Below are 22,711 nucleotides of genomic sequence, written 5' to 3' on the forward strand. Positions count from 1 at the left end.
CCGGGCGACCCCCGACACCACGCGTCTCACCCCAGGGTCCCGCACACCGGTAGAACCCGGCTACATGTCCCTCAACGCCCGATACGTCCGATTGCTCGCCACCGCCGCCCGACGCTCCCGCGCCGTCGCCTCGATGTAGTTCTGACTCGTCGCCAGACTCGCATGCCCCAGCAACGCCATGATCTCGCTCGCCGACGCCCCGTCCTCGGCCAACCGCGTCGCGAACGTGTGCCGCAAAGCGTGCAGATTCGCCCCCGTCGGCACCCGGTCGTTCAACCCCGCCCACCGGAAACACGACTTCACCAGGTACTCCAGCCCACCCCGCCCGATCGGCTCACCATGACGATCCCTCAGCAACGCACTGTCCCGATCGAACCGCCCCTGCGGAAACCGCTTCCTGCAACTCGCCAGGTACGCGTCCACGATCCGCTCCATCGGCGGCTCGATCGGCACACTCCGATCCCGGTTGCCCTTGCCCTTCACGTGCAACCTCCGATCACCCTCCCGCCCCACCACGCTCGCCAGCGTCAACGTGCGCATCTCCGCACTGCGCAGACCCGCCACGAGCCCCAGCGCGATGACCAGCACATCCCGTTCCGGCCACGGGTCACGACCCTTGCGCGCCCCCTCCGCGGCCGCCGTGAGCAACTGCTCCGGCGTGTCCTCACCCCTCAGCGGCTTCGGGACGAGGGGAGGGGTCCTCGGACGCGCGACCGCGCCCATCGGGTTGCCGGCGATGAGGTCCTCGGCCACGCAGAACGTCAGGAACTGGTTCCACGTCGACCAGGCCCGCAGCACGGAGCTCTTGGCGTGGGTGTCCGCGAACAACCCGAAAGCATGACGGAGGTTCGAGCCCGCCAGGTCCTGCACCGTCAGGTCTTCGACGGGGGAGCGGAGCGTCTCGGCCAGGAGCGCGTTCACGCCGGCGAGATCGCGCTGGTAGGCCGCTGTGGTGTGCGGCGAGTCCTTGCGAGTCCGGCGGGCGAGGAAGAAGGCGTCCTGGGCGGCGAGCACGTGCATATGGATCTTGTACCGCACAGCACCGACAATTCCGCTCACTGTGCTGGATAATGGCGATTATGCATGAAATGTCCGTTTCGCCCGGTTCCACAGGCGGCTGGACCAGGTGGCGTCACTTGCCGGGGATCGTGAGCGTAATGGCACCCCGCCGCGTACGTCTCTACTGATGACTCGTCTGTGCCGACCGCGCTCCGGCATCGCCGAGGCTTGAGGTGTTGAGCGTCTGCGGAGACGGCCGGCCTGCCCGTCGGCCGATGTCTGCAGGCGCGCCAACACACGCCGTCGAACCGCTTCCGGCAACGATCTTCGCAGGTCGCCGTTTCGCCGATAATCTACATTATGTCAAGTAACGGAGATTTGGCCCTCCCCGGACAGGTCTGCCGCCTGCTGTCCCGCCGTCGCTGTCGGCCACGTTCAGCGCTCGCCGTTCTTGCGTCGCCGACGGGTCGTTCGTACGAGCGTCTCGCTCAGCGGGCTCCTGACGGCGCCTTCTTCGGACGCTGTCAGCGCTGCCGCGCCCTTCCGTGCTTTCGTCACCGTGGCGTTAGCTGCTGTGGCAGGCTCCGCGGCCATGATCGATGACTTCGCGAAGAACTACCTGCACGGCGATCTGCGTGAGTTGCGTGAGGTGATGCTGTGGAAGCTCGACGGTCTGGCCGAGGTGGACGTGCGTCGTCCGTTGACGGCGTCGGGCACGAACCTGCTCGGTCTGGTGAAGCATCTGACGTTGTCGGAGTCGCGGTACTTCGGTGAGGTGTTCGGCCGGCCGTTTCCCGAGCCGATGCCGCGGTGGGACGACCTTGCGGCGCGGGGTGCGGACATGTGGGCGACGGAGCTGGAGACGCGTGAGGAGATCGTTGGTCGGTATCGGCGTGTGTGGGCGCATTCGGATGTGACTATTTCTTCTCTTGCGGTGGATTCTGCTGGTCATGTGCCGTGGTGGCCGCGTCCTGACGTGATGTTGTTCAACGTTTTGGTGCATGTGGTGACGGAGACGGCGCGGCACGCGGGGCACGCTGACATCCTGCGGGAGCAGCTGGATGGTGCGACTGGTGAGGGTCGCTGACGTTTGTGCTGCTCCCCCGCGTGTGGATGATCTTGTCGGTGGTGCTCGTCACACTGGTGGCATGCGCTTCGCGATTCATGTGCCGTCGTTCGGCTCGTCGCTCGGTGATCCTTCGGTGCTGGTGTCGCTCGCCGTCGCCGCGGAGGAGGCGGGGTGGGACGGGTTCTTCGTGTGGGATCACGTGGTGGTGCCGGGTGAGTCGGTCGTGGCTGATCCGTGGGTGACGTTGGGTGCGGTGGCGGCGCGGACGTCGTCGATCCGGTTGGGGCCTTTGGTGACGTCGCTGGGGCGGCGGCGTCCGTGGAAGGTGGCGGCGGAGGCGTCGACGTTGCAGCGGCTTTCGGGTGGCCGGTTCGTGCTGGGGGTGGGTGCGGGGGTGCCGCAGGACTACTCCCCCTTCGGTGAGCGCGTGTCGCGGGCCGAAGCGATGTCGGAGGGTGTCGGGCTTCTGCGTGCGTTGTTATCGGGCGAGGTGGTGGAGCACCGGGGTCCGCTGTTCCAGGCGTCGGGTGTGCGGTTCGCGCCGGTGGAGGTGCCGATCTGGGTGGGTGGGGTGTGGCCGCGTGAGGTGCCGTTCCGTGCTGCCGCGCACGCTTCGGGTGTGGTGCCGGCGACGTTCGGGGAGGGCGGTTTGGTGGTTCTCTCCCCCGCTGATGCCGCGCGGGTGAAGGCGGATTTCGTGGCGTCGGGTGGTGCGGCTGACGCTGATGTGGCGTTGTGGGGTGGTGGGGTGTTGCCGGCGAACGTGGCGGAGTACGAGGAGGCGGGTGTGACGTGGTTGCTGACTGATGGTGGTGCGGTGGAGGTGGAGGAGTTGCGGGCGTTCGTGGTGGCTGGTCCGCCGCGGTCAGGCGTGTAGTCCGCGGAGCAGGGTGTCGAGGTAGCGGCGTGCGGTGGTCAGCCGGTCTGTGGTGGCGTCGCCGTGGACGTGGGTGGCGTAGGCGATGCCGCACATGAGTGGGACGAGGTCGCCGTCGGCGAGGTCGGGTCGTACGGCTCCGGTGTCGCGGGCGCGGTTGAGCAGTTGTGCGCCGATGGTGAGGATGTGGCGTTTGAGTTCTGTGGTGCGTGGGAGGGCGTTTTCGCCTGTGGCGGACACCTTGGCGAGTGCTGGGTCGCTCACCTGTGCTTCGACGAGGCGGGTGAGGTAGCCGGCGAGGGCTTGCCAGGCGTCGTTGTCGTGGAGTGCTTGTTCGCCGTGGGTGGCGAGTGCTTCGAGGCGGGGTGTGGCGACGGTTTCGAGCAGTGCTTCGGTGGTCGGGAAGTGCCGGTAGACGGTGCCGACGCCGAGTTCGGCGCGGCGTGCGACGTCGTTGAGTTGCAGCGGGGTGCCGTTGTCGACGAGGTCCCTGGCGACGGTGATGATGCGGTCCCAGTTGCGGGCGGCGTCCTTCCGCTGCGGCGTCATGGGTTGAGCCTAATTCGATACCTCATCCGGAACGCGTCGGAGTGGGGCGTGCTTCTCGCTGAGCTGTCGTACGGCGTCGATGATGCGTGGGTCGGTGGCGGCTTTGGTGGGTTTGGTGGGCATGACGGTGCGTCCGATGACGGTGCCGGTGTCGAGGGTGTGGTCGGTCGCGGCGCGGAGTGAGGGGCGTGCGGCTTGGGAGGCGGGCTTGGAGGTGGCGTGTTCGAAGGTGCGCTTCACCAGGGGCCAGAGCAGTCGCAGTCCGGGTGAGACGATGCCGGGGTGGCGGCTGTTGCCGTTGGTCATGTCGGTGTCGGCGCCGCCGGGGTCCGCGGCGAGCACGGACACGCCGCTGCCGCGTAGTCGTTGGGCGAGGTCGAGCGTGTAGGTGAGGTTGGCGAGCTTGGCGCGTCCGTACCAGTGGAAGCCGTAGTAGCCGCCGGGCGGCTCGACCGCGTCGAAGACCTTCTTGGCGGTGATGATGGCGCCGGAGGTGACGTTGACGATTCGCCGGGTGATGACGGGTAGCAGGAGTTCGGTGAGCAGGTAGGGCGAGAGGTGGTTGACGACGAAGGACGCTTCGACGCCGTCGATGTCGGTGCGGTGGGCGAACATGGCGCCGACGTTGTTGACGAGTAGTTCCAGCTCTCCGTCCGCGGCGATCGTCGCGGCGAGGGCTCGTACCTGGTCGAGGGACGCGAGGTCGGCCTGTAGGAACCGGGCCTGCTCCCCCGCCTCGGCGTTGATGTTCTCGACGGCCTTGGCGCCTCGTTCGGCGTTGCGCCCGACGACTGTGACGGCGTACCCGTGTCTCGCCAGCCCCAGCGCTGTCTCGAGCCCGATGCCGCCGGTTCCCGCCGTGACCACTGCCGTGCGTGCCATGACAACCTCAATCCGGATAGATGATCCGCTTACGTCTCCGACGCTAGCACACATCCGGATGAGCTATCCGCTTCACGGTCGTGCAGAATCCGCGCCGTGGATCTCGGGGTGATCGGCCAGGCGGCGGGCATGTTCGCGGTGACGAACGTCGACGACCTGGTGATCCTGGCCCTCTTCTTCGCGCAGGCCGGCGCGGCGTGGAGGGTGGTCGCGGGCCAGTACCTGGGCTTCACCGGCATCCTCGCCGTGACGGTGCTCGGCGCACTGGGCGCGTCCCTGCTGCCCGAGCAGCTCCGCCCGTGGCTGGGCCTGATCCCCCTGGCCCTGGGCGTGAAGGCGGCCTGGTCGCTGTGGCGGGCCTCCGACTCCGACGACGAGCCCTCCCAGGCTCCTGGCGTCCTGACGGTGGCGGGCGTGACGCTCGCGAACGGCGGCGACAACATCGGCGTCTACGTCCCGGTCTTCACCGTCACGGACTCCCTGTGGCTCTACGTGGCGGTGTTCCTGCTCCTGGTCGGCGTGTGGTGCCTGGCGGGCCGGTTCCTGGCCTCCCGCCAGGTGGTGGCGAAGGCGCTGGCCAAGTGGGGTCACATCGCCCTGCCGGTCGTACTGATCGCGATTGGTCTTGTGGTGTTGTTCTCGGGTTGACCGCCCGCCCGAGATTTGATCCTGCGCGGATCTGGTCAGGCGGGCCAGAGCGGCCGCGGCTGAGCTGGGTCTTGAATGGCCGCCTGCAGAGTGGCCGCGATCGCGGCCAGATCTCCCTCGCTGATGTCGCGCTCCCCCACGTGGCGCAGGACCTCGTCGCGTGAGACCACCACGACGGCTCCGGTGTGCTCTCCCAGTTCCTCGGCGGTCACGATCGAGGCGACCCCGTCGTGCACGACCAGGACCGGGTCGGGCGTATCGGTGTAGAGCAGGTGCTCGATGTCCCGTCCGGTGATGGTCATGCTCAGTCTTCTACGGCCCGCGTGTATCGGGCCGCAAGGGTGCGAACGTGTTCGACCAGCTCCGGCGGTGAGGTGACCTCGAAGTCGAAGCCGAGCATGCCGATCCACACGGCCAGTGACTCCACGGAGTCCGAGCCGGTCACCAGTACGCAGGACGAGTCGTCCACGGCTTCGACGGTGCCGATCGCGGCGTTGATGCGCGCGGCCACGTCGGCGGCGGGTGCCCGTACGACGACGCGGGCCTGGAAGCGCCAGGCGGCGGAGGTGACGCGGGAGGCGATGAACGTGGTGGCGTCGAAGGAGCGTGGGGTGAAGCGCGGGCCGTACGGGGGTGTGGGGGCGGTGATGCGGTCCACGCGGAAGCTGCGCCAGTCGGCGCGGTCGCAGTCCCAGGCGACGAGGTACCAGCGGCGGCCCCAGTTCACCAGTCGGTGGGGCTCCACGCGGCGGCGGGTCGGCGCTCCGTCGTGGGAGGTGTAGTCGAAGCGGATGGTCTCGCTGTCGCGGCTGACCGCGGCCAGGGTCGTGAGCAGTTGCGGGTCGACGGCGGCGGCGACGTGGTCGCGCGGGACCTGTTCGACGTGTTCGAAGGCGGAGACGCGGTGGCGCAGGCGGGAGGGCAGGACCTGTTCGAGTTTGAGCAGGGCTCGCAGGGAGACCTCCTCCAGGCCGGTCACGGGGGTGGTGCGCAGGGCCACGGCGACGGCGACGGCCTCGTTGTCGTCGAGCAGCAGCGGCGGGAGCTCGGCGCCGGCGCCCAGGCGGTAGCCGCCGAACGAGCCGGTGGTGGCGTTGACCGGGTAGCCGAGCTCGCGCAGGCGGTCGACGTCGCGGCGCACGGTGCGGGGACTGATCCGCAGCTCGTCGGCCAGTTCGCCGCCCTGCCAGTCGCGGCGGGACTGCAGCAGGGCCAGCAGGCGCAGCAGGCGGGCCGAGGTCTCCAACATGGCCGGAACTTTAGGACAGCACGTGACCGCAAGAGCCATCGGAGGATGACGAGTGGACATCCCCAGCGGGTCCACGAGGGCGGCGACTCCCCCGGACTGCTCGTGGGTGATCTCGAGGTGTTCTTCACCGGGATCCAGGTCATCCTCACGCATGGCGCAGTGGGTGGAAGCAGGGTTGTGGGGACTGGCCGGTGGCGGGGCGCTCGTGCTGGGCGCGCTCGTCGCCTGGTTCCTGCGGGTGCCGCGGGACGTGGTCGCCGTGGTGATGGCGTTCGGCGCGGGCGTGCTGACGGCGGCCGCGGCGTTCGAGCTGGTGGACGAGGCGGAGAAGACCGGTGGGTTGCTCGCCACCTCCGCCGGGTTCGCGGGCGGGGCGGTGATCTACGTGCTGGCCAACGTGCTGCTCGCGCGTCTGGGCGGGCGGCATCGCAAGCGCAGCAGCAACCAGCCGTCGGAGACCGACCAGGCGGGCAGCGGCACGGCCATCGCGGTCGGCGCGCTGCTGGACGGCATTCCGGAGTCGGTGGTGCTGGGTGTGTCGCTGCTCAGCGGTGGCGGGGTCGGGGTGGCGATGCTCGCGGCGGTGGTCATCTCGAACGTCCCGGAAGGACTGTCCAGTGTGGCCGGCATGAAGCAGGCCGGGCGCGGGGCCGGGTACGTGTTCGGGGTGTGGGGTGTGATCGCGGTGGCGAGCGGGCTGTCCGCGGCACTGGGCAACCTGCTGCTCGACGGGGCGCCGCCGCAGCTCATCGCGGTGATCACCGCGGTCGCGGCCGGGGCGATCCTGGCGATGATCGCGGACACGATGATCCCCGAGGCCTTCGAGCGCACCCGCCTGTACACGGGCCTGTGCCTGACGGCGGGGTTTCTCACCGCGTTCGTGGTGGAACGTCTCGGCTGACCTCAGTCCCCGACCGGGAAGGGGACCCGCCGTGGCGATCGGCGAGTTCTACGACGTGGTGATCGACTGCCCGGATCCCGCCGCGCTCGCGGAGTTCTACCGGTGGCTCGTCGGCGGGGAGGTCGTCGACGCCGACGCCGGCTGGGTGAGCCTGCGGACGGCGAACGGCAGGCGCCTGTCGTTTCAGCGGGTCGAGGACTTCACGCCGCCGCGGTGGCCCGGCCAGGAGGTGCCGCAGCAGATCCACGTCGACGTCGCGGTCTCCGACCTGGACGCCTCCGAGGCGCAGGTCCTCGAGTTCGGCGCGACGAAGCTGCACGACCACCACCCGGCCTGCCGCGTCTACGCGGACCCGGCCGGGCACCCGTTCTGCCTGGTCGTCGTGTAGCTGCTAGATGCGCCACACGGTCGCGTTGCGGGTCTCGGTGCTCTCCAGCGTCAACGGCACCGGGACCTCGTAGCGGCCGTACCGCACGAACCGGTCACGCGGCAGGTGCGCGCGGTCCGGGTCGCCCAGCAGCACCAGCGCTCCCCGTGCCGCGGCCCTGGTCAGGAACGGCAGCATCAGCGCGGTGATCTCGGCGTCGTAGAAGACGTCTCCGGCCAGCACCACGTCGGCGCCCTGGGCGTCGCTGTCGAGCTGGTCGCCGGGCAGCGGGGTGACCGAGACGCCGTTGGCGGAGGCGTTGAGCCGCACCGCCGTGAGCGAGAGCGGATCGATGTCGTTGGCGGTCACCGAGTCCGCGCCCGCCAGCGCGGCGGCGATCGCCACCAGGCCGGACCCGGACGCGAGGTCGAAGACCTTCTTGTCGCGCACCAGGCCGGGGTGGTCGAGCAGGTGCCGGGCCAGCGCCTGGCCGCCCGCCCACGGGAACGCCCAGAACGGCGGCTGGTCGTGGTCGGTCAGCTCCCACAGGTCCATCGCCTCGACCGCGCTGTGCAGCAGCACCTCGGGCACCAGCGGAACCGGGGTGAGCGTCGTGTTGGCGAGCACGAAGTCGGACAGCGCAGGCGCGGACATGACGGAGAAGCTTAGGGGCCCGGGCCGCCGTGGCCTCAGAGGCGAAAGGCCGTAGAGGTTCCCGGATCAGGTTCCGCCGGTCACCCGCAGGATCGCGCCCGTCGCGTACGAGGCCTCCTCCGACAGCAGCCACGCGATGGCGTTCGCGATCTCGTCCGCCTCACCCGCCCGACCCATCGGCACCCGTCCCGCGACCCGGTCGGGGCGGTCCGGCTGGCCGGAGAGCTGGTGGATGTCGGTGCGGATCGTGCCCGGCTGCACGCAGTTCACCCGGATCCCCCGCGGCGCCAGCTCCTTGGACAGGCCGATCGTCATCGCGTCCACCGCCGCCTTGGTCGCCGCGTAGTGCACGTACTCGCCGGGACTGCCCAGCGTCGCCGCACCGGAGGACACGTTCACGATGCAGCCGCGCGTCATCCGCCGCGCCGCCTCACGAGCGACGAAGAACGCGCCGACGACGTTGACGTCCACCACGCGCCTCAGGTCCTCGGTGCGCAGCTCGGCCAGCGGGCCCGACGGAGAGGTGATGCCGGCGTTGTTGACCACGCCGGTGATGTCGTCACCGGCGGCGTCGAACAGCCGTGCCACGTCGTCCTCGTCCGCGGTGTCGGCCCGCACGGCGAGCACCCCGAGCTCCTGCTCCAACCGGCGTGCCTCGTCGGCGGCCTGGCGGTAGCTGATCACGACCCGGTGCCCGTCGCGCACGAGCCTGCGCGCGGTCGCGGCACCGATACCCCGGCTTCCCCCGGTGATCACCGTTGTCATGGCGCCCACTCTAGCCATATATTCGTGGCCGAGTATTCGGGAGCGGATATATGGTTTTCAAGCGCACGAACCCTTTGGCCCTCGCGGTGCTGGCGCTGCTGTCGGAACGGCCGATGCACCCCTACGAGATGGCGCGGACCATGCGGGAACGCCACCAGGAGGAGGTCATCAAGCTCAACTACGGCTCGCTCTACACCGTCGTCGAGTCGCTGGCCAGGCACGAGCTGATCACCGCGAGCGCCACGCGGAAGGCGGGCAACCGCCCCGAGCGCACCGTCTACTCCGTCACCGGGTCCGGCACCGCGGAGCTGCGGGACTGGCTGCGCGACCTGATCGCCGTGCCCGCCAGGGAGTACCCGCGGTTCGAGGCCGGCGTCTCCATGGTCGGCCTGCTCCCCCCGGCCGAGGCACTCGTCGCCGTGGAGCAGCGCCGCGCGGCCGTGGACGAGCAGCTCGCCGCTCTGGCCGTACTGCTGGAGAAGCTCGCGGGCATGGGACTGCCGCAGCTGGCGTGGATCGAGCTCGACTACCGGCGGGCGATGCTGCGCGCCGAACGCGCCTGGCTGACCTGGTTCGCCACCGCCACCCGCGACGGCACCGTCGGCGGGTACGACCACTGGGAGGACGCGCACCGATGAGACTGCTGTTCGAGGTACAGGGCGTCGTGCACGCACCGCTGGAGGACGTCCGCGCGCGCATGTTCGCCGACGCCGGCGTGTCCGGATCGCACCGGCTCGTCGACCGCGAGGCCGGTGTCATCGCCTACTGGGGCGACTGGTGGTACCGCGGCGAGGACTCCCTGCACCCCCACGAGCAGGGCGCGCTGCTCGTGCACCGCGTCTACAACATCGCACCCCAGGGCAACTGGGCGCCCTACTTGGCGAACAAGTTGTTCCTCGGTTACCGCGCGAAGCTCGAGGCCTCGCTGCGGCAGCGGATCGCCCAGCTCGAAGGCTAGAGCCGGCCTGGGGAGAAGATCTTGTTTCGGTGTGGCCGGCTTGGTGAAGCCCGCAGCGATGTCCCAGATCACGAGGAAAAGGTAAGGCTGGCCTTAGTAATCACCCGAAAGGCCGTATAGGGTGTGCAGATGAGGTGCTCGACACTCTCCGGATTCGCGGACGAACCGCTGGCCGGCACGGCCGCGACCGCGACGGCGTGGCTGTGCCTGGAACAGCCGGGCCCGTGGGGCCGTGACGCCCTGACCGAGAGCCACCTCGACCCCGAGCTCGGCGCCGAGCTGGCCCGCCGCGCCGCCGGCACCGGTGTGCGCATCCTGCTGATCCGCCGTCCCGGCCGCCACGCCGACGACCACGTGCCCGCGACCCGCCGCCTGTACCTGGCCTCGACGAAGCCCGGCGCGTCCTGGCTGGAGCAGGCCGACCTCGCCTCCCCCGAGGAGGCGCTCGAACTCGACTTCGAGGCACTGGGCAAGGGCCGCTCGACGGCGTTCGGCACCCCGGTCGCGGATCCGTTGCTGCTGATCTGCACCAACAGCAAACGCGACGTCTGCTGCGCCCTGTACGGCCGCCCGATCGCCACCGCCCTGAACCTGTGGGAGTGCACGCACACCGGCGGGCACCGCTTCGCGCCCACCGGAGTGCTGCTGCCCACCGGTCACCTGTACGGGCGCATCGATCACCAGTTGGCGCACCGCGTGGTCACGCAGGGCATCGTCGCCGACCGCTGCCGCGGCCGTTCGTGCTTCACCGCGCGGGGCCAAGTCGCGGAGGTGGCCGTGCGCCACCGGATCGGCGAGACCCGCGACGTGCTGACCGTCGTGGCCGAGACCGCCGACTCGGCGACCGTGCGGCACCGCGACGGGCGCGAGTGGCGGGTGGCGCTGGCCGAGCAGCCGGTGCCGCCACGGCCGGCCAGCTGCGGGAAGTCACCGGACATCGCGATCGCGCTGGTGGCGACGGCGATCGACCAGCTGGTGAAGGTCAGCCGCTAGGTCCCGCGGGCAAAGCCGCGGCAGGCCGGTGGTCGTCCTCGCCCACCGGCCGGGACAATCGGACCGGTGCCCCGGCTGATCCACCTCAACGGCCCCACCGGCGTCGGCAAGTCCACCATCGCCGCCCGCTACGCCGCCGACCACCCCAGGACGCTCAACCTCGACGCCGACGAGATCGTCCGGCTCGTCGGCGGCTGGCAGGACGACTTCTACGGCGCCGTCGACCTCGTCCGCCCGCTGGCCCTGTCGATGGCGGCCACCCACCTGGCCTCGGGCCACGACGTGGTGATGCCCCAGCTCATCGCCCGCCGCCACGAACGCGACAGGTTCGCCGACGCCGCCCGTTCCGCCGGCGCGCAGTACCTCGAGTTCGTGCTCCTCGCCCCGCCGGAGACGACGATCGACCGGTTCCGGCGCCGCGGGCACCCCATCGACCAGGCCGTCGAGGCGCTGGGCGGCGAGACGGTGATCCGGCGGGTCCACGAGCACTTCGCCACCTACGTCACGGCGCTCACCACGACCATCGACACCGGTGGCGCCGAGGCCGGTCAGACCTACGAGGAGCTGCTCGCCGCGCTGCCGGCCTGACCGGGTCGCGGCGCGGTCGCCGAGAACACGCCGATGCCCAGCGCGTACGGGTCGTCCAGGCCGACGGTCGCGAGCGTCTGCGCCGGCAGTGCCAGCAGCGAGATCGCCACGCCCAGGAAGTAGGCGTCGAGCAGTCCCGTGTCGCGCACCGTCGACGGCAGCCCGGCTGCCTGCTGCAACGCGGCGGCGGCCTCGGCGTTCGCGAGCACCATGCCCGACAACGCCTCGCGCACTCCCGGCCGGCGCACCGCCTCCAGGTACAGCTCCACCATCGCGAGCATCTGGGTCGGGTCGTCGGCGACCGCGCGGCGCAGCAGCGCCGGGTAGAGCTCGGCCACGTCGGAGGCGCTGATGCCGGTCGGCGTCGTCTCGCGCAGGCGGTCGACGGCGGCGCGGTGCAGCGACGTCATGCGGGCCGCGGCGGCGGTGAGGACCGCCTCACGGGTCGGGAAGTAGTTCTTGGTGGTGCCGATCGGGACGCCGGCCTCGCGGTCGATCGCGCGGTGGGTCAGCCCCCGGCCGCCCTCCACCGCGAGGATCTGGATCGCGGTGTCGCACAGCAGGTCACGACGGCTCACGGTCCGGCACACTAGCAAGATCACCACAGCCGTGGTGGACCGGGGCGAACGTGCTGGTCCCGGCGGTCGCGGTGACCGTGCCGCGTTCGACGATCAGGAACAGGCCGCACACGCAGCGCACGTAGGACACGGTGCCGTGCGACGAGACGGCGGAGGCGCAGGGCCAGCGGCAGGTGGGGCAGGTGGCGATCATGCCCCCAGCGTGATGTCATGGTCTAGTGCATTTCAACCCTTACGGCGGGGCGGCGGCCGACCTCGCCGCGAAGCTCGTCAACGCCGATCCCGCGGCACCCGTTTTCGACGTGCTGAAAGAGTCGGACTACAAGCCGCTGGTGCCGCTCGACGCCCGTCAGGAACGTGACGTACGAGACTGGGTCGAACGGCTGCGGCAGGTCTTCCGCGACCCGTCGGTGGACCTGCTCAACGCGCTGCTCGCCGAGTCGTCGACCACGCCCTACATCTCCACCCACGACGGTCGCGCCCCGCACCTGCACTACGCCCGCGCCGACGCGCCCATCGACGTGCGGATCAAGGCCTACACCGCCGCCGGGATGGCGGCGGTGTACTGCGAGGACGCCGGGCGCATCGGCTGGTGCGGCCGCGAGGGCTGCGGCACGGTGTTCATCGACACCAGCCGCAACGGCCGGCGCCGCTTCTGCTCCACGAAGTGCGCGAACCGGGTCGCGGTGGCCGGCCACCGCAGCCGCCGGCCGGCGTGAGGCCCATTCCGCTGATCACCCGCGGGCGCTTAGGGTCGGATCATGGAGCTGACGGAGCTGTGTTTCGCCGGTGTGGTCAGGCAGGCGCACGCGGTGCGCTCCGGTGAGGTGACCGCGCGCGACCTCGTCGCCGAGCACCTGCGCCGCATCGAGCGCCTCGACCCGCGGCTCAACGCGTTCCGGCTGGTCTTCGCCGAGCAGGCACTGGCGGAGGCGGAGAGGGCCGACGCCTCCGGGCAGGACCTGCCGCTGCGGGGCGTGCCGATCGCGGTCAAGGAGGACATCGCGATCGAGGGCCTGCCCACGACGAAGGGCACCAACGCCGCCCGCACCCCGCAGCCGGCGGACTCGGAGGTCGTGCGGCGCCTGCGCGCGGCCGGAGCGGTGATCATCGGCCGCACCCGCATGCCCGAGCTGGGCCTGTGGCCGCACACCGAGAGCTCCTGGGCCGGGCCGACGCGCAACCCGTGGTCGCTGACGCACTCCCCCGGCGGCTCCAGCGGCGGGTCGGCCGCGGCCGTGGCGGCGGGGCTGGCGGCGGGCGCGATCGGCACCGACGGCGCCGGGTCGATCCGCATCCCGTCCGCCATGACCGGCCTGTTCGGCCTCAAGCCCCAGCGCGGCCGCGTCTCCCTCGCCCCGGAGCCGCAGATGTGGGGCGGGCTCGTCGTGGCCGGGCCGATCACCCGCACCGTGGCCGACTGGGCGCTGCTCGCGGACCAGATCCACGGCGCCGCACCCGGTGACACGCATGTCGCCCACCCGCCGCGCACCAGCTTCACCGAGGCCGCGCGCACCGACCCGGGACGCCTGCGCGTCGGGGTGTCGCTGCGGCCGTGGGGGCCGGGCATCCCGATCGCCGGCGAGGTCCGCGACGCCGTGCAGGACACCGCCGCGCTGCTCACCGACCTCGGCCACGACGTCGTGCGCCTCGACCCGCCGATGCGCGAGCTGACCGCGTCCGCCCAGTTCGCCGTGCGCTACCTGCGCAACGCCCACCTGGCCTGCACCGGCATGGAGCTGCCGAACCTGCTCGAGCCCCGCACCCGCGCGGCCGGGGAGCTGGGCCGGCGGCTGCCGCGCAGTGCGGTGCGGTGGGCGCTCAAGGACGACGCGTCGCTCACGGCGTACGCGAACCGCGTGTTCTCCTCGGTCGACGTGCTGCTGACCCCGGTGCTGACCCGGCCGCCGATCCGCGTGGGCGAGTGGGACGGCCGCTCGGTGGTGACGGCGCTGCTCGCGGCGGCGCAGTACACGACGTTCCTGCCGCTGTGGAACATCGTCGGCAACCCGGCGGCGTCGGTGCCCGCCGGGCGCAGCTCGTCCGGGTTGCCGCTGGCGGTGCAGCTCGTGGGCCGCCAGCACGACGAGTGCACGCTGCTGTCGGTGTCCGCCCAGCTCGAGCGCGCCCGGCCGTGGGCGGACCGGATCCCCGCCGGCCTGGGGTAGCAGGGCCGGCGGGTCAGAAGCCGCGGCGGGTCAGCTCGTCGAGCAGGTCGCGGTCGGCGGCGTGGCGCGACCGGATGTGGTCGAGGTAGTCGCCGAACGCGTCGGGCTGCAGGCCGCGCAGCCGGTGCAGCCACTCCACGAGCAGGTCCTGTTCCCCGATGCCGCGGCGGGCGAGCTCCACCTCCACGATGCGCCGGTAGACCTCGACGGCGAGCCGGCCGCCGTCGCGCACGAGGTGCTCGACCAGCTCGGCCCGCAGCGGCGGCCAGTCGTCGGTGTGCACGACCAGGGCGCGGGCCTTGAGGTAGACCTCGAGGCTGGGACGGGTGAGGAACGCCTCCCGGCACACCTCGACGGCCTGCTGCGGGGCGCCGCGCCGCAGGTGCTCCTCCACGGCGAGGTCGATCAGCCGCAGCGCCGCGCCCCTGCCCCCGACCGCGCCCAGCCCGCGCCGCACCCACTCCAGCGCCTCCTCCGACCGGCCGTTGTCGCGCAACACGGTGGCGACCTGCAGGTAGTGCCAGCCCGACGACAGGTCCTTGGTGAGCACGAGCAGCTGCAGGTCGACGTCGTCGGTGTACTCGGCGAGCTCCTCCATGACGCGCAGCAACGCCCAGCGGGCCCGGTCGTAGCGGCCGGTCTCGCCGAACCCGATCACCGGCAGCGGCGCGAACAACGCCACCGCGCGGTCGCGGTAGTGCGCGAGCCCGTCGTCGTCGAGCGGCCCGGCGTAGGCGGCGAGGCCGACGTCGGGGGCGTCGGGGTGTTCCAGCTGCAGGTCGAGCAGCCAGTCGGCGAGCCGCACCGGGTCCGGGCGGGCCGCGGCGCACGCACGGGCGTGGATACCGAGGACGCGGTGGGCGAGCTCGGCCAGCTCGACGCGGTGCCGCCGGCTGTTCGCGACGCCGTCCGCCAGCTGGGTGACGATGTCCTCGATCAGCGCGACCAGCTCCGGGCTCGCGCCGGTGGCCAGCAGTGCCTGCAGCTCGACCGAGACGGTGGTGAGGACCTGCCAGCGGGCGGGCCAGCCGAAGGGCTCGCTATCGGTGTCGCTGTCGGTGGCGCTGTCGCTGTCGGCCTCGGCGAGCGCGGAGGCCACGGCGGCGAGCAGCGATTCCATCACGACATCATTCCGTCGTAGCCCGGTCGAGTACTACTGATGTCCCCTGAACGGCTTTGAGGTTCACCATTCGTGGTCGGGTGCCTCCAGGTCCGCGAGCTTGCGGGTGAGCACGGCGCGTTCGCGGTCGTTGCCGCACAGGCGGATGGCCTGGTCCAGCTCGGCACGGGCCTCCTCGACCCGGCCCAGCCGCCGCAGCAGCTCCCCGCGCACGCCCGGCAGCTGGTGGGAGCCTGTGAACGCGTCGGTGCCCGCCAGCGCGTCGACGATCGGCAGCGCCGCGGCCGGGCCCTGGGCCATGGAGACGGCGACCGCGCGGTTGAGGTCGACGACCGGGGACGGGGCGAGGCGCCCGAGCCCGTCGTAGAGGGCGACGATGCGCTGCCAGTGGGTCTCCTCGACCGAGGCCGCCAGCGCGTGGCACTCGGCGATCGCGGCCTGCAGCCCGTAGTAGCCGTAGCCGCGGCCCGCGTCGGCGGCCTTGGCCAGGGCGGCGCGGCCGCGGGCGATGGCGGAGCGGTCCCAGCGGCGCCGGTCCTGGTCTTCGAGCAGGACCGTCTCGCCGTCGGGGCCCCGCCGGGCGGGGAAACGGGCGGCGGTGAGCTCCAGCAGGGCCAGCAGGCTGTGGACCTCGGGCTCGGACGGCATGAGCCGGGAGAGGATGCGGGCCAGGCGCTGCGCCTCGCCGGCGAGGTCCAGGCGCAGGACCTCGCCGCCGGAGGTCGCCGACGAGCCCTCGGTGAAGATCAGGTAGATCACGCTCAGGACCTGGGCCAGGCGCGCGGGGCGTTCGGCGGCGGGCGGTACCTCGAACGGCACGCCCGCCGCGCCGAGGGTCTTCTTGGCCCTGGTGATGCGGGCCTGCACGGTCGCGGTGGGCACGAGGAACGCGCGGGCGATCTCGTCGCTGGTCAGGCCGCCGATCACGCGCAGCGTCAGCGCCACGCCCGCTTCGCGCGAGAGCACGGGGTGGCACGAGGTGAACATCAGCGCGAGGGTGTCGTCGTCGATCTGGTCGGGGTCCCACAGCACGTCGCCGGGCGCGGCGCCGGGGTCGGTGGCGCCGGTGAGAGCGCCGCCCTCGGGCAGGTGGTGCGCCAGGGCGGCGTACTTCTCGTCACGGGTGCTGCGGCGGCGGAACGCGTCGATCGCGCGGCGCCGGCCCACGGTGAGCAGCCACCCCGCCGGGTTGGCCGGCACGCCCTCGCGCGGCCAGGTCACCAGCGCCTCGGCGAGTGCTTCCTGGGCGAGGTCCTCGGCCAGGGCGAAGTCGCCGGTGTAGCGGGTGAGCGCACCGATGATCCTCGCGGAGTCGATGCGCCACACCGCCGCGACGGCCTTGCGTCCCGTGGGGTCGCTGCTGCTCATGGGTCAGATCCCACCCGACGCGCCGGTCAGAGCTGGCCGGTGGACTCCCGCCAGGCCCGTTCCTTCTTGATCCACTCGTTGTCCTGCGGGAACTCGTCGATCGAGGGGACGCGGCGGATCTCGGTCTTGAACCCGGCGGCGGTCATCGGGGTGCGCTTGGCCCACTCGACCGCGTCCCCGATGGTGGGGACGTTGATCAGGTAGAAGCCGTTGAACAGCTCCTTGGTCTCCCCGTACGGGCCGTCGGTGACCACGGGCGGCTCGCAGGAGAAGTCGACGACCACGCCTTCCTCGGCGGGAGCGAGACCCTCGGCGGCGATCAGCACACCGGCCTCGATGAGCTCCTCGTTGAACCGGCCGACGGTCTCGAGCATCTGGTCGAAGTCGATCTCACCGAGGTTGCCCCAGGCCTCGTCGGAGGTCACGCGCCAGATCAGCATGAACTTCATGTCGGTCTCTCCCAGTGGTGCGGACGGGTCCCTTGCGGACCCTGTCACGCCGAGGTCGAACGGGAGGTGCCTTCAATCGACACCGGGCCCGGATTTTCCTGAGTTTTCTTTTTCCGCAGGTCACATGACTGAGCGGTCTGTCCCGGGCATTCGGGGCAGACCGCTCAGAGGGGTGTGTCAGGCCTGGTCGCCGAGCTGGTGCGGTGCGCGCGGCTGGTCGGCTTCGAGCTCCGGCACCGGCGGGGCGGCGGTGACCGGCCGGGGCGTGCTCAGCGGGCTGGGCACCTCCTGGCGTGCCACGGCCTCGGCGGCGGCGACCGCTTCGGCGACCTTCGGGTCGGACTTGAGGTCGAACCAGGCGGCGACCGACTCGTCCTCGTCCTCCGGGCGCGGCGCCTGGCCCTCGTCGGCGGCCGGGGGCTCGTAGCGGAACACGCCGTCGTCACCGGGGGCGCCGAGCATGCGGGCGAAGCCCTCGAGGGCCTTGCCGTAGTCGGACGGGATCATCCACACCTTGTTCGCGTCGCCCTGTGCCATCTGCGGCAGGGTCTGCAGGTACTGGTAGGCCAGCACCTCCGGGGTGGGCTTGCCCGCCTTGATCGCGGCGAAGATCTTCTCGATGGCCTTGGCCTGGCCCTGCGCCTGCAGGTAGCGGGCGGCGCGTTCACCCTGGGCGCGCAGGATCTGCGACTGCCGCTCACCCTCGGCGGACAGGATCGCGGCCTGCTTGCCGCCCTCGGCGGCGAGGATCTGCGACTGCTTCTGGCCCTCGGCGGTCTTGATCGACGACTCCCGCTGGCCCTCGGCGGTGAGGATCATGGCGCGCTTCTCGCGGTCGGCGCGCATCTGCTTCTCCATCGAGTCCTGGATGGAGGGCGGCGGGTCGATCGACTTGAGCTCCACGCGCGCCACGCGCAGGCCCCACCGGCCGGTGGCCTCGTCCAGGACGCCGCGCAGCTGGCCGTTGATGTGGTCGCGGGAGGTGAGCGTCTCCTCCAGGCTCATGCCGCCGACGAGGTTGCGCAGCGTCGTGATGGTGAGCTGCTCGACGCCGACGATGTAGTTGGAGATCTCGTACACCGCCGAGCGCGGTTCGGTGACCTGGAAGTACACGACCGTGTCGATCGAGACGGTGAGGTTGTCCTGGGTGATCACCGGCTGCGGCGGGAACGACACGACCTGCTCGCGCAGGTCGATGCGGGCACGCACCTTGTCGATGAACGGCACCATGATGTTGAGGCCGGGCGCCGCGGTGGTGCGGTAACGGCCGAGGCGTTCGATGACCGCGGCCTGCGCCTGCGGGATGACCAGCACCGACTTGACGGCGAGGGTCAGCACGAAGAGCGCGATGACGGCCACGACCACGAGGGTGATCGGGTCCAACTCGTTCACATCCTTATCCGGGTCACACGCTTGTCGGGGTCACACGCTTGTCCGGGTCACACGCTTGTCCGGGTCACACGGCCGCGATGACCACGGCGGTCGCGCCCGAGATCTCGACAACGGTGACGGCTTCACCCTGCTCGACCACGGACCCGTCGAGGGTGCGGGCGCTCCAGGTGTCGCCGCCGATCTTGACCTGCCCGCCGTGCTCGTCCACCCGCGTCACCGCGACGGCCCTGCCGCCCAGCAGCGCGTCGTGGTGCATCCGGACGTCGGACCCGAGCTGCAGCCGCTTCTTGAGCAGCGGCCGGGCCGTGACGATCAGGCCCAGCGACGAGGCCGCGAACACCAGGACGCTGACCAGGTCGGCGGCGCCCAGCGCGGACACGCCCGCGGCGGCCAGCGCGGCGGCGCCGAGCATGACCAGCACGAAGTCACCGGAGAGAACCTCGGCGACGACGAGCAGTATCCCGACGATCAGCCAGATCAGCGCGGCCATGAGCCCATACATACACCACCGTGGAGTGCGGGGGTCCGGGATTGGCCGTGCCGCACCCCGGACCGTTGCGAAATCGATCACCCGGCGGAGGGTCTGGTCAGTCCCGCGGGACGGTGACGAAGTCGATCAGCCGTTCCACGGCGCCCAGCAGGTCGGGTTCGATGTCGCGGTAGCTGCTCACGGCGCCGAGCACGCGCTGCCAGCCCTCCCAGGTCTCACCCCAGCCCAGCCGCGCGCAGACACCGGTCTTCCAGTCGGCGCCGCGGGGCACCACCGGCCAGGCCTCGATCTTCACGGCCCGCGGTTTCACGGCCTGCCAGATGTCGACGTAGGGGTGGCCGGTGACCAGGACGTTGTCGTCGCGGATCTGGTCGACGACGCGCTGTTCCTTGGAGCCGGTGACGAGGTGGTCGACCAGCACACCGAGGCGCCGGTGGGGGGCGGTGCCGAACTCGGCGATGCGCTGCGGGAGCTCGTCGACGCCGTGCAGGGGTTCGACGACGATGCCCTCGACGCGCAGGTCGTGACCCCAGACGCGTTCGACGAGCTCGGCGTCGTGCTTGCCCTCGACCCAGATGCGGCTGGCCTTGGCGGTCTGGGCGCGCAGGCCTTCGACGCGGACCGAGCCGGACGCGGTGATGCGCGGTCCCGCCGGCCGGGGTGCGGGTCTGACGAGGGTGACGGGCTTGCCGTCGACGAGGAACCCGGCGGGGGCCAGCGGGAACAGGCGGTGGCGGCCGTGGCGGTCCTCCAGGACGACCTGGCCGTACTCGAACTTCACGACGGCGCCGCAGAATCCGCTGGCGGGGTCCTCGACGACCAGGCCGGGTTCGGCCGGGATCTCAGGCACCTTCTTGCGCTTCGGGGTCGACAGGACGTCGCGGCCGTAGTCGTGGGAACGCACGCGCACACGCTAGCCGTAGAACGGTTCGAAGGCGGTGAGCCACTCGTGGACGCGGCCGAGGTCGACGTCGGCGCCGTGCAGGTCGTGGTGGTCGTGCACGAAGTCCATCCAGTCGAACGCCGGGTCGCCGACGCAGGCGCGCGGGTCGATCGCCCTGGGGCCGGTGGCGCCGCGCAGGACGTTGCCGGGGTGCATGTCGCCGTGCAGCAGCACGGGCGCGATGTCGTCGTCGGCGAGTGTGCGGGCGCGGTGGTGCTCGGTGGCGTAGTAGGTGCCGGTGCGGCGGGTGAGCAGGGTTTCGAACAGGAAGTCGACGCGGGCCTTGAGCGGCGGGAACCCCGCCGGTGGTGCCCGGTGCAGCAGCGGGAGGACCTTGGCGGCGTCGTCGGGGGCGGGGGTGCCGGGGGTGACGCGTTCGAGCAGCAGGGCACCGCACGACAGGTCGGTGTCGAGCAGGTCGACCACGGCGGGGGTGCCGGACCAGGCGGTGAGGGCGCGGGCCTCGAGGGCGGCGATGGCGTGGTCCGGGGTGAGCTTGAGGACCGCGGTGGTGCACAGGAACACCGCGCTGGTGCCGCCGGGCACGGAGGCGGTGACGGTGAGGCCCCAGCGGGCGCTCAGGGCGGCGACCAGGCCGGGCAGTGCGTCGATCCAGCCGGTGACGTCGCTGCCGAAGCGTCGGATGAGCCGGGATCCGGCGTCCTCGTCGATCACCCGGCTCAGGCTAGCGAGTCGGCTCCCGCCTGGCGGCGGAACTGGTACTCCGCGAGCGCCGGGCGCCACAGGCCGTTCGCGTCGAGGCACGACGTGAGCAGCTCCAGGGCCGCGCCGTCGCCGGCGATGGCGACCCTGCCGTCGACGACCCACCGGTTGCGCGGCAGCAGCGGCACGGGCCACCCGACCACGACGAGCCGGTCGCAGACCAGCCGCTGCAGGCGGCCACCGTCGTTGTCGACGATCACCGCGGGTGTGTCGACGTCGAGGTCGCGGACGGTGGCGAGCGGGTAGCACCGCACCCCGATGCCGGTGAGCGCGCCGGTGGCAGGTCCGATCAGGTGAACCGGCCCGAATCTTCGCGCGAGACGCGTGGCCGCCTGGGCGCCGAGTTCGGCGGTCCCGACGACGACGATGCGTTCCAGATAAGTCATGTCCCCCGTGCCCGAATTCGCAATTCAAATGTTTGCGCAGGTCAGATGCCCATCAAAAGATAGGGGAACGATGATCTGCGCGTCAATGTCCGAATTCTGAACAGCGAATCAGAAATAGGGATGTTCGAGCTTGATGGCTTTCTGGGGATTTCGTCGCGTCTCAATTGGCGCCGGAGAGGGCGGTCGTTCAGAACGCGGGCCACGGGACGGCGGGCCAGTCGCCGGACGGTTCGGGGTAGACGCCGGCGGCGAGGAGCTTGCCGGTGCGTTCGGCCACGGCGCGGACCTCGGCGCGGGTCAGGTGTTCGTGCAGCGTCTCCCCCAGCGTCCCGTCCAGCTCGGAGCGCAGCCGGCGCAGCGCGTCGAGGACCTCGGGTCCGAGCGGGTCGCGGGCCCAGCCCCACAGCACGGTGCGGAGCTTGGGTTCGACGTGCAGGCAGATGCCGTGGTCGACGCCGTAGACGGAGCCGTCGAGGGCGTGCAGGACGTGGCCGCCTTTGCGGTCGGCGTTGTTGACGACGACGTCGAAGGCGGCCATCAGGGCCATGCGGGGGTGGTCGGCGTGCACGAGCACGGCGGGGTCGCCGAAGCGGTCGTGGGCGTGGAAGACGGGGATCCAGCCGGGTTTGACGTCGTCGACGCCGACGATGTCGACCAGCTCGTCCTCTTCGCGGGTGTCGACCCACAGCTGCACCATGCCGCTGCCAAACGGGCCGGGGCGCAGCACCGTGGGCGGCACGACGCCGAGGCCGGCGGCGGCGGAGATGAGGTAGGTGGCCACCTCGCGGCCCGCGAGGGTGCCGTCGGGGAAGTCCCACAGCGGGCGTTCGCCGCGCACGGGTTTGTAGACGCACTGGGCGTCGGCGCCGTCCAGGGAGATCTTGCAGAACAGCGTCGCGTTGGAGGCGTCGACGAGGCGGCCCTCGACCTCGATGCGGCCGTGAGTCAGCAACTCCAGGGCCGCGTCGGTGTCCACGTCAGTCTTCTTCTGTGCGGCGGTAGCCGTTCTGCCGCGGGCAGATGTGGCCGTCCGGGTCGAGCGGTTCGGCGCACAGCGGGCAGGGTTTGCGGCCGGCGTTGACGACGCGGTCGGCGCGTTCGGCGAAGGCGCGGGCCGCCGACGGGGACAGGAACACCCGCACGGCGTCGGGGCCTTCCTCGGTGTCGTCGAGCACGACGGCCTCGTCGATTTCCTCCTCGGAGATCGCGAGGAGCTCGATCACGACGGCCTTGGACTCGGCGTCCCAGCCCAGGCCCATCGTGCCGACGCGGAACTCCTCCTCGACGGGCACGTCGAGGGGCTGGGTGTCGAGGTCGTCGGGGGGTGCGTCGTCGGGCACGTCGGTGCCGAAGCGGCGGTGCACCTCCTCGAGCAGCGAGCCGATGCGTTCGGCGAGGACCTGCACCTGTTGCTTTTCCAGGGCGACGCTGATCAACCTGCTCTGCTCGGAGGCCTGCAGGTAGAAGGTGCGGTCGCCGGGCTGCCCGACGGTTCCTGCGATGAACCGGTCGGGTGCGCGGAATACGTGAATGACGCGAGCCATGGCACCTACGACCCTAGGCCACGCGGAGATCGTCGGCAGGTCCTCCCCCAC

General features: G+C 71.2%; 30 protein-coding genes. 11 read left to right on the plus strand and 19 right to left on the minus strand.

Annotation, left to right across the window (positions count from 1 at the left end; translation table 11 throughout):
• Nucleotides 1-60 precede the first annotated feature (60 nt).
• Nucleotides 61-1,038 carry a tyrosine-type recombinase/integrase gene (locus VM306_RS18245; RefSeq protein ID WP_325516625.1) on the minus strand — a complete coding sequence of 326 codons (978 nt, stop codon included), beginning with the start codon at nucleotides 1,036-1,038 and terminating at the stop codon, nucleotides 61-63.
• Nucleotides 1,039-1,591: 553 nt separating this feature from the next.
• Between VM306_RS18245 and VM306_RS18250 the strand changes: the two genes are divergently transcribed.
• Both VM306_RS18250 and VM306_RS18255 read left to right on the plus strand, forming a co-directional pair.
• Nucleotides 1,592-2,086, plus strand: coding sequence for a DinB family protein (locus VM306_RS18250; RefSeq protein WP_325516386.1), 495 nt, complete (start codon nucleotides 1,592-1,594; stop codon nucleotides 2,084-2,086).
• Nucleotides 2,087-2,147: 61 nt separating this feature from the next.
• Nucleotides 2,148-2,945 carry an LLM class flavin-dependent oxidoreductase gene (locus VM306_RS18255; protein ID WP_325516389.1) on the plus strand — a complete coding sequence of 266 codons (798 nt, stop codon included), beginning with the start codon at nucleotides 2,148-2,150 and terminating at the stop codon, nucleotides 2,943-2,945.
• Here the strand turns inward: VM306_RS18255 and VM306_RS18260 are convergent.
• Entirely contained in the window at nucleotides 2,934-3,494 is a 561-nt protein-coding gene (locus VM306_RS18260) for a TetR/AcrR family transcriptional regulator (protein ID WP_325516392.1), read from the minus strand. The two genes, VM306_RS18255 and VM306_RS18260, sit on opposite strands and share 12 nt — an antisense overlap.
• A 9-nt stretch (nucleotides 3,495-3,503) precedes the next feature.
• Nucleotides 3,504-4,376 carry an SDR family NAD(P)-dependent oxidoreductase gene (locus VM306_RS18265; RefSeq protein WP_325516394.1) on the minus strand — a complete coding sequence of 291 codons (873 nt, stop codon included), beginning with the start codon at nucleotides 4,374-4,376 and terminating at the stop codon, nucleotides 3,504-3,506.
• 129 nt (nucleotides 4,377-4,505) lie between these two features.
• On the opposite strand from VM306_RS18265, the gene VM306_RS18270 reads away from it, so the two are divergent.
• Nucleotides 4,506-5,024, plus strand: coding sequence for a cadmium resistance transporter (locus VM306_RS18270; protein WP_414672410.1), 519 nt, complete (start codon nucleotides 4,506-4,508; stop codon nucleotides 5,022-5,024).
• A gap of 35 nt (nucleotides 5,025-5,059) precedes the next feature.
• Here the strand turns inward: VM306_RS18270 and VM306_RS18275 are convergent, their stop codons facing one another.
• Both VM306_RS18275 and VM306_RS18280 read right to left on the minus strand, forming a co-directional pair.
• Complete coding sequence (locus VM306_RS18275; protein WP_325516401.1) at nucleotides 5,060-5,326, minus strand: hypothetical protein; 267 nt, start codon at nucleotides 5,324-5,326, stop codon at nucleotides 5,060-5,062.
• 2 nt (nucleotides 5,327-5,328) lie between these two features.
• The gene (locus tag VM306_RS18280) at nucleotides 5,329-6,273 is read right to left on the minus strand and encodes a YafY family protein (RefSeq protein ID WP_325516404.1); all 945 of its coding nucleotides are present in this window, start codon (nucleotides 6,271-6,273) and stop codon (nucleotides 5,329-5,331) included.
• A gap of 151 nt (nucleotides 6,274-6,424) precedes the next feature.
• On the opposite strand from VM306_RS18280, the gene VM306_RS18285 reads away from it, so the two are divergent.
• A complete protein-coding gene (locus tag VM306_RS18285; protein WP_325516405.1) occupies nucleotides 6,425-7,174 on the plus strand; it encodes a ZIP family zinc transporter in 750 nt (249 codons plus the stop codon).
• Nucleotides 7,175-7,205: 31 nt separating this feature from the next.
• The gene (locus tag VM306_RS18290; protein ID WP_325516407.1) at nucleotides 7,206-7,562 is read left to right on the plus strand and encodes a VOC family protein; all 357 of its coding nucleotides are present in this window, start codon (nucleotides 7,206-7,208) and stop codon (nucleotides 7,560-7,562) included.
• 3 nt (nucleotides 7,563-7,565) lie between these two features.
• On the opposite strand, the gene VM306_RS18295 is transcribed toward VM306_RS18290, so the two are convergent.
• Complete coding sequence (locus VM306_RS18295; protein ID WP_325516409.1) at nucleotides 7,566-8,195, minus strand: class I SAM-dependent methyltransferase; 630 nt, start codon at nucleotides 8,193-8,195, stop codon at nucleotides 7,566-7,568.
• A 66-nt stretch (nucleotides 8,196-8,261) separates the two neighbouring features.
• Nucleotides 8,262-8,960, minus strand: a complete 699-nt coding sequence (locus VM306_RS18300) for an SDR family oxidoreductase (RefSeq protein WP_325516412.1) — start codon at nucleotides 8,958-8,960, stop codon at nucleotides 8,262-8,264.
• A gap of 50 nt (nucleotides 8,961-9,010) precedes the next feature.
• Between VM306_RS18300 and VM306_RS18305 the strand changes: the two genes are divergently transcribed.
• From VM306_RS18305 to VM306_RS18320, 4 genes are all read left to right on the plus strand, one after another.
• The gene (locus tag VM306_RS18305) at nucleotides 9,011-9,598 is read left to right on the plus strand and encodes a PadR family transcriptional regulator (RefSeq protein ID WP_325516415.1); all 588 of its coding nucleotides are present in this window, start codon (nucleotides 9,011-9,013) and stop codon (nucleotides 9,596-9,598) included.
• Nucleotides 9,595-9,918, plus strand: a complete 324-nt coding sequence (locus VM306_RS18310) for a hypothetical protein (protein WP_325516419.1) — start codon at nucleotides 9,595-9,597, stop codon at nucleotides 9,916-9,918. The genes VM306_RS18305 and VM306_RS18310 overlap by 4 nt, the downstream gene beginning before the upstream one ends.
• Before the next feature lie 129 nt (nucleotides 9,919-10,047).
• Entirely contained in the window at nucleotides 10,048-10,911 is an 864-nt protein-coding gene (locus tag VM306_RS18315) for a sucrase ferredoxin (RefSeq protein WP_325516422.1), read from the plus strand.
• A 66-nt stretch (nucleotides 10,912-10,977) separates the two neighbouring features.
• A complete protein-coding gene (locus VM306_RS18320; RefSeq protein WP_325516425.1) occupies nucleotides 10,978-11,499 on the plus strand; it encodes an AAA family ATPase in 522 nt (173 codons plus the stop codon).
• Here VM306_RS18320 and VM306_RS18325 read toward each other — a convergent pair.
• Complete coding sequence (locus VM306_RS18325) at nucleotides 11,466-12,077, minus strand: TetR/AcrR family transcriptional regulator (protein ID WP_325516427.1); 612 nt, start codon at nucleotides 12,075-12,077, stop codon at nucleotides 11,466-11,468. The two genes, VM306_RS18320 and VM306_RS18325, sit on opposite strands and share 34 nt — an antisense overlap.
• On the minus strand, nucleotides 12,064-12,270 hold the full coding sequence (locus VM306_RS18330) for a hypothetical protein (protein WP_325516429.1): 207 nt from the start codon (nucleotides 12,268-12,270) through the stop codon (nucleotides 12,064-12,066). Before VM306_RS18330 ends, VM306_RS18325 begins: the two co-directional genes overlap by 14 nt.
• A gap of 25 nt (nucleotides 12,271-12,295) precedes the next feature.
• Here VM306_RS18330 and VM306_RS18335 point away from each other — a divergent pair, with 25 nt between their 5' ends.
• Nucleotides 12,296-12,796, plus strand: coding sequence for a CGNR zinc finger domain-containing protein (locus VM306_RS18335; RefSeq protein WP_325516431.1), 501 nt, complete (start codon nucleotides 12,296-12,298; stop codon nucleotides 12,794-12,796).
• Between the two features lie 42 nt (nucleotides 12,797-12,838).
• On the plus strand, nucleotides 12,839-14,245 hold the full coding sequence (locus VM306_RS18340) for an amidase (RefSeq protein WP_325516433.1): 1,407 nt from the start codon (nucleotides 12,839-12,841) through the stop codon (nucleotides 14,243-14,245).
• A 13-nt stretch (nucleotides 14,246-14,258) separates the two neighbouring features.
• Here VM306_RS18340 and VM306_RS18345 read toward each other — a convergent pair whose 3' ends face one another.
• The 10 genes from VM306_RS18345 to VM306_RS18390 form a co-directional block, all read right to left on the minus strand.
• Nucleotides 14,259-15,365 (minus strand): hypothetical protein, encoded by a 1,107-nt coding sequence (locus VM306_RS18345; RefSeq protein ID WP_325516436.1) that lies wholly within the window; start codon nucleotides 15,363-15,365, stop codon nucleotides 14,259-14,261.
• A 63-nt stretch (nucleotides 15,366-15,428) separates the two neighbouring features.
• A complete protein-coding gene (locus tag VM306_RS18350) occupies nucleotides 15,429-16,733 on the minus strand; it encodes an RNA polymerase sigma factor (RefSeq protein ID WP_325516438.1) in 1,305 nt (434 codons plus the stop codon).
• A gap of 26 nt (nucleotides 16,734-16,759) precedes the next feature.
• Entirely contained in the window at nucleotides 16,760-17,182 is a 423-nt protein-coding gene (locus tag VM306_RS18355) for a YciI family protein (RefSeq protein WP_325516440.1), read from the minus strand.
• A gap of 177 nt (nucleotides 17,183-17,359) precedes the next feature.
• Nucleotides 17,360-18,556: an SPFH domain-containing protein gene (locus VM306_RS18360; RefSeq protein ID WP_325516629.1), complete on the minus strand. Its 1,197-nt coding sequence runs from the start codon at nucleotides 18,554-18,556 to the stop codon at nucleotides 17,360-17,362.
• 82 nt (nucleotides 18,557-18,638) lie between these two features.
• A complete protein-coding gene (locus tag VM306_RS18365; RefSeq protein WP_325516443.1) occupies nucleotides 18,639-19,064 on the minus strand; it encodes an NfeD family protein in 426 nt (141 codons plus the stop codon).
• A gap of 97 nt (nucleotides 19,065-19,161) precedes the next feature.
• Entirely contained in the window at nucleotides 19,162-19,968 is an 807-nt protein-coding gene (locus VM306_RS18370) for a DUF3097 domain-containing protein (RefSeq protein WP_325516445.1), read from the minus strand.
• 9 nt (nucleotides 19,969-19,977) lie between these two features.
• Nucleotides 19,978-20,682 (minus strand): aminoglycoside phosphotransferase family protein, encoded by a 705-nt coding sequence (locus VM306_RS18375; protein WP_325516447.1) that lies wholly within the window; start codon nucleotides 20,680-20,682, stop codon nucleotides 19,978-19,980.
• 5 nt (nucleotides 20,683-20,687) lie between these two features.
• Nucleotides 20,688-21,116: a hypothetical protein gene (locus VM306_RS18380; RefSeq protein ID WP_325516449.1), complete on the minus strand. Its 429-nt coding sequence runs from the start codon at nucleotides 21,114-21,116 to the stop codon at nucleotides 20,688-20,690.
• A 187-nt stretch (nucleotides 21,117-21,303) separates the two neighbouring features.
• Nucleotides 21,304-22,092 (minus strand): SCO1664 family protein, encoded by a 789-nt coding sequence (locus VM306_RS18385; RefSeq protein ID WP_325516451.1) that lies wholly within the window; start codon nucleotides 22,090-22,092, stop codon nucleotides 21,304-21,306.
• Nucleotide 22,093: 1 nt separating this feature from the next.
• On the minus strand, nucleotides 22,094-22,660 hold the full coding sequence (locus VM306_RS18390; RefSeq protein ID WP_325516453.1) for a DUF3090 domain-containing protein: 567 nt from the start codon (nucleotides 22,658-22,660) through the stop codon (nucleotides 22,094-22,096).
• Nucleotides 22,661-22,711 lie beyond the last annotated feature (51 nt).

This window comes from Lentzea sp., from assembly GCF_035525475.1.
Taxonomy (GTDB): domain Bacteria; phylum Actinomycetota; class Actinomycetes; order Mycobacteriales; family Pseudonocardiaceae; genus Lentzea.